We start from the raw sequence: 5211 nt of genomic DNA on the forward strand, positions 1-5211 counted from the left end.
TCGGCCTCTCCGGGGGTGTCGATCCGCACGAGCGCCTCGAAGACGACGCCGGTCCCGTCCTCGCGCGTCGCCGTCACCCTCAGCGTCTTCGGGGTTTCGCCCTCGTTCAGCCGCGCGATGCCCTCGATGTCGAAGACCTCGTCGCCCGTCAGGCCGAGCGAATCACGGGTCTCGCCCTCGGGGAACTGGAGCGGCAGGACGCCCATGCCGATCAGGTTCGACCGGTGGATGCGCTCGAAGGACTCGGCGATGACGGCCTTGACGCCCAGGAGCGAGGTGCCCTTGGCGGCCCAGTCCCGCGAGGACCCCGAGCCGTACTCCTTGCCGCCGAGCACCACGAGCGGGACGCCCGCCGCGAGGTAGTCGACGGAAGCGTCGTAGACCGTGGAGACGGGAGCGCCCTCGCGGGTGAAGTTCTTCGTGAAACCGCCCTCGACCCCGGGGAGCATCTCGTTGCGGATGCGGATGTTGGCGAAGGTGCCGCGGATCATCACCTCGTGGTTGCCGCGGCGAGAACCGTAGGAGTTGAAATCCTTGCGTTCGACCCCGTGCGCCAGCAGGTAGCGCCCCGCTGGGGTCTCCGGCTTGAAAGCGCCCGCCGGGGAGATGTGATCGGTCGTCACCGAATCGCCGAGCTTGAGCAGGACCCTCGCGCCGCGGATGTCCGCGACCGGCGACGCCTCGAGCCCCATCCCCTTGAAGTACGGGGGCTTGCGCACGTAGGTCGAATCGGCGTCCCAGGCGAAGGTGTCGCCCTCGGGTGTCGCCAGGGAGCGCCAGCGCTCATCCCCGGCGAAGACGTCCGCGTAGTCGTTCTCGAACATCGAACGGTCGATGGAGGCGTCGATGGTCGCCTGGACGTCTTCGGGCGTCGGCCAGATGTCGCGCAGGTAGACCTCGGACCCGTCCGCGGGGTCGATCCCCAGGGGCTCCTTCTCGAAATCGAAGTCCATGGTGCCGGCGATCGCGTAAGCGATGACGAGCGGCGGCGAGGCGAGGTAGTTCATCTTGACATCGGGGTTGATGCGCCCCTCGAAGTTGCGGTTGCCCGACAGGACCGAGACGACGGCGAGGTCGTTCTCATTGACCGCTGCGGAGATTTCGGCCGGAAGCGGACCGGAGTTGCCGATGCAGGTCGCGCAGCCGTAGCCGACGAGGTTGAAGCCCAGGGCGTTGAGGTCGTCCCACAGGCCGGCCTTCTCGTAGTAGTCGGTCACGACTTTCGATCCGGGGGCCATGGAGGTCTTCACCCAGGGCTTCGCGGTGAGCCCGCGGGCGACGGCGTTGCGCGCGAGGAGTCCCGCGGCCATCATCACCGAGGGGTTGGAGGTGTTCGTGCACGAGGTGATCGAGGCGATCGCGACATCGCCGTGGTTGAGGCGGGTCGCCGTGCCGCTCGCGAGGGTCACGGGCACGTCCTCGCGCTCGCCGCCGGGCGCGTAGGCGCCGATCGTCTCCTTGAAGGAGGACTTGGAGTTCGCGAGCTCGATCCGGTCCTGCGGGCGCTTGGGGCCCGCGATCGAGGGGACGACGGTCGACAGGTCGAGTTCGAGGTACTCGGAGTAGATGGCCTCGCGCGAGGGGTCGTGCCAGAGGCCCTGAGCCTTGGCATAGGCCTCGACCAGGGCGATCCGCTCCTCGGAGCGCCCGGTCAGGCGCAGGTAGTCGAGGGTGACGGCATCGATCGGGAAGATGGCCGCCGTCGAGCCGAACTCGGGCGACATGTTGCCGATCGTCGCGCGGTTGGCCAGGGGGACCGCGCCGACGCCCTCTCCGTAGAATTCGACGAACTTGCCGACGACGCCGTGGGCGCGGAGCATCTGCGTGATGGTGAGGACCACATCGGTCGCGGTCGCGCCCGCGGGGATCGCCCCGGTGAGCTTGAAGCCGACGACCCGGGGGATGAGCATGGACACGGGCTGTCCGAGCATCGCGGCCTCGGCCTCGATGCCGCCCACTCCCCAGCCGAGGACGCCGAGGCCGTTCACCATCGTGGTGTGCGAGTCCGTGCCGACGCAGGTGTCGGGGTAGGCGGTGACCGATCCGTCGGCCTCGGTCCTCGTGAAGACGGTCCGGGCCAGATGCTCGATGTTCACCTGGTGGACGATGCCGGTCGAGGGCGGGACGACCTTGAAGTTGTCGAAGGCGCCCTGGCCCCAGCGGAGGAACTGGTAGCGCTCGCCGTTGCGCTCGTACTCGCGCGCGATGTTCGCCCCGAAGGCGTCGGCGCTGCCCGCGACATCGATCTGGACGGAGTGGTCGATGACCATCTCCGCCGGCGCCAAGGGGTTGATGAGCGAGGGGTCGCCGCCGAGCTCTGCGACGGCCTCGCGCATGGTCGCGAGGTCGACGATGCAGGGGACCCCGGTGAAGTCCTGCATGATGACGCGGGCGGGGGTGAACTGGATCTCGGTGTCCGGTTCGGCGGCCGGATCCCAGTTCGCCAGCGCCTCGATGTGCGCGCGCGTGATGTTCGCCCCGTCCTCGGTGCGCAAGAGGTTCTCGGCGAGGACCTTGAGCGAGTAGGGAAGGGCGTCGAGGCCGCTGAGGGCGTCGAGTCGGTAGTAGGTGTACGTGCGCTCGCCCACTGCGAGTTCGGCGCGCGCGCCGAAGGTGTCGATGCTCGTCATGTGCCCTCCTGTGGGGATGCGAGGCCTCGCCTCAGATTTATCTCGACATCAAGATTACTGCCTCGGACGCCCTCGGCAAGTGCGAATGGACGCGAATGACGCCCGCCGCCCGCTAGCGCGAATGCGCGATCGCCTCATCCACCTCATCCGCCCCCAGTGAGGACATCGGGCGGAAGGGCGCGGGAACCCCCGGATGCTCGCCGAGCATCTTCTCCATCCACGCGACGTCGTACCAGCGGTTGAACTTGTAGCCGCACGAGTGGAACGTGCCGACCATGCGGTACCCCCGACTGCTGTGAAAGCGCAGCGAAGCGTCATCGACACGATCATCGGGCCCGGCCGGGGCGGTGATGCAGGCGTTCGCGTTGTAGACGCCCTGAATCCTCAAGACCCCCTCCAGGGCCGCGTACAGGGCGGAACCGAGCCCCCGCCCCCTGGACGCCATGTCGCAGTAGACGCTCACCTCGACCGAATGCGCGTAGGCGGCGCGCTCCTTGAAGGCCGATGCGTAGGCGTAGCCGACGACCGCCCCCGAGTCGTCCTCGGCGACGAGGAAGGGATGGACCCGCTCCGTGGACGCGATCTTCCGCGCGAAGTCCTCTTCGGCGGGCGCGGTCTCATCGAAGGTGATCGCCGTGCGCTCGACGTAGGGCGCGTAGATCCGCGCCACGGCCCGCGCATCATCGGTCCGCGCCCGCCGGATCCTCCACGGGTGATTCGCAGTGGACAAGGACTCCCCCTCGACGGAGTTCAACGCGCCCTGACGAGGCCCGCGACGGTCTCAACGTGTGCCTCGTCATCTCGGAAGTTATTCTCTCCCAAAGAATCAGGCGTCATTGGCGTATACCCTTCGGCTACACCGGGAATCTCTTCCCAGAAGAAGCGCACCGGGCACTTGAACGTCACGTTAGCGACCACGCGCTCTTTTCGCGGGTTCTTGTCCGGTAAGATATGCACCTCGCTCACGGCCTCATGGATGAGGTCGAAGCGCGTCTGCTCGTCCGCACCTTCCAACAGCTCGGGGATGCGGTCAAGCTCCTCCAGAAGCCTGCGCTCTCCGTCCGTGCGCTTCTCGGCAGTGGTCATCTTAGCTTGCGCTTCCTCCAGTGCGTCGCTTAATCCGGCATCGCGGTCATATAGGTCGTCCAGACGCCTTTGCAGGTCGTTGAACTTGCGCTCGTAACTCCTGTCGGCGGGGTCGAGCGAGTCAATCTACGTCATGAGCATGCGCATACGCTTGTCGTTAGCGGCCTTCTCGCCCTCTATGCGCTCAACATCGTCCTTCAGCTGCTCGATGTCCGTCGCGTCGTCGATGCGCCGGCGCAGGGCATCCACGAACGCATCTGAACGGGATGCAAGGCTCACGAGCTGTACGACCTCGGCATCCACGCACTCTTGCGGGTACTGGCTTTTGAACGTGCAGCTGGCACCACGCGCTTTTGAAGTATGCGGGCAATAATAGGCCCACGTCGTCTTTCCCCGCGTGCCGTCCTTCTTGAGCTTCCCACGGTTGGGCTTGGACGACATCTTGCGACCGCAGACCGGGCAGACGAGAAGCCCGTTGAGCATGTTCACGTGGCCGTCGTCGTGCGTCTTCATGTTCGGCTTGCGCGTACCGACAAGGGCCTGAGCCGCCGCCCACGTGGCGTCGTCGATTATCGCATCGTGCTGGCCGTCGTGCATCTCGTAGCCGTCGCTCTTGACCACGTGCGTCTCTCCGCGCGTGCCCTCTATCGTCTCGGTACGCCTGCGGCCATAGGCAATCTTTCCGATGTACACCGGGTTGGTAATCATGCGCTGTACCGTTCCGCTGGAGAACGTGTCCATGCGTGCGTTACCGCGTGGCTTCTTCTTGATTCCATGGTTGTTCAGCCATGTGGCTATCGCCATCGACCCTTTGTTCTCGTACGCGTACATCTCGAAGATGCGACGCACGACCTTCGCCTCGTCCTCATCGACCTCAAGCTCTTTGAACTTGTTGCCCTTATCGACAAGGCGATACCCGAAGGGCGCTTGCCCTCCGTTCCAGTAGCCTTTGCGTGCCTTCTCCTCGCGTCCGCTCATGGTCTGGGTGCGGATGTTGTCACGCTCCATCTCGGCGAACACGGCGGCGATGGACAGCATCGCCTTACCCATGGACGTACCAGAGTCGATGCCGTCCTTCACACAACACAGCTCCACGCCGTAGTCTTGGAGCGTCTGAAGAGAGTTCCAAGTGTCGGCGGCGTTGCGCCCGAAGCGTGACAGCTTGAACACGAGGACGTAGGCCGGACGCTTGCTCGGCTGCGCCTTGATGATGGGCTCTTCGGTGGTTTCTGTGGGAGAGATTCCGGCATAGGCCCAGCTCAGCGGGCGAAAACAACGATCTGGAACTGAAACGGCCCCGGGAGGGGCCGTTTCCGCGTCATCCGCCTATGATTGCTAAGCCAAATTCAGACACCCGAAGAGGTGTGACGCATGAAGAGTCTACTACTTCTCGCCCTCGGTCTGGCCCGCACGGTCGTCCTGGGCGCGCGCATCGAGGCCGAGCGCATCGTCGTGAGCGTCCGGCCCTACAAGCGCGAGCAGCGCCGCTGCCCCG

4 protein-coding genes are annotated in these 5211 nt (G+C 65.6%); all 4 read right to left on the reverse strand.

The features are described 5' to 3' along the window. Window positions 1-2630, reverse strand: a 2630-nt coding sequence (acnA, locus tag ACQY7V_RS08980) for an aconitate hydratase AcnA (RefSeq protein ID WP_428639871.1), incomplete at its 3' end; no start/stop codon positions are given. Window positions 2631-2742: 112 nt separating this feature from the next. Further along, window positions 2743-3360 (reverse strand): GNAT family N-acetyltransferase, encoded by a 618-nt coding sequence (locus ACQY7V_RS08985; RefSeq protein WP_303773159.1) that lies wholly within the window; start codon window positions 3358-3360, stop codon window positions 2743-2745. Between the two features lie 20 nt (window positions 3361-3380). Beyond that, entirely contained in the window at window positions 3381-3716 is a 336-nt protein-coding gene (locus tag ACQY7V_RS08990; protein WP_428639874.1) for a hypothetical protein, read from the reverse strand. 126 nt (window positions 3717-3842) lie between these two features. Next, complete coding sequence (locus ACQY7V_RS08995) at window positions 3843-4886, reverse strand: recombinase family protein (RefSeq protein WP_428639876.1); 1044 nt, start codon at window positions 4884-4886, stop codon at window positions 3843-3845. Between the last annotated feature and the right edge of the window lie 325 nt (window positions 4887-5211).

The organism is Schaalia sp., assembly GCF_050312375.1.
GTDB lineage: Bacteria > Actinomycetota > Actinomycetes > Actinomycetales > Actinomycetaceae > Pauljensenia > Pauljensenia hyovaginalis.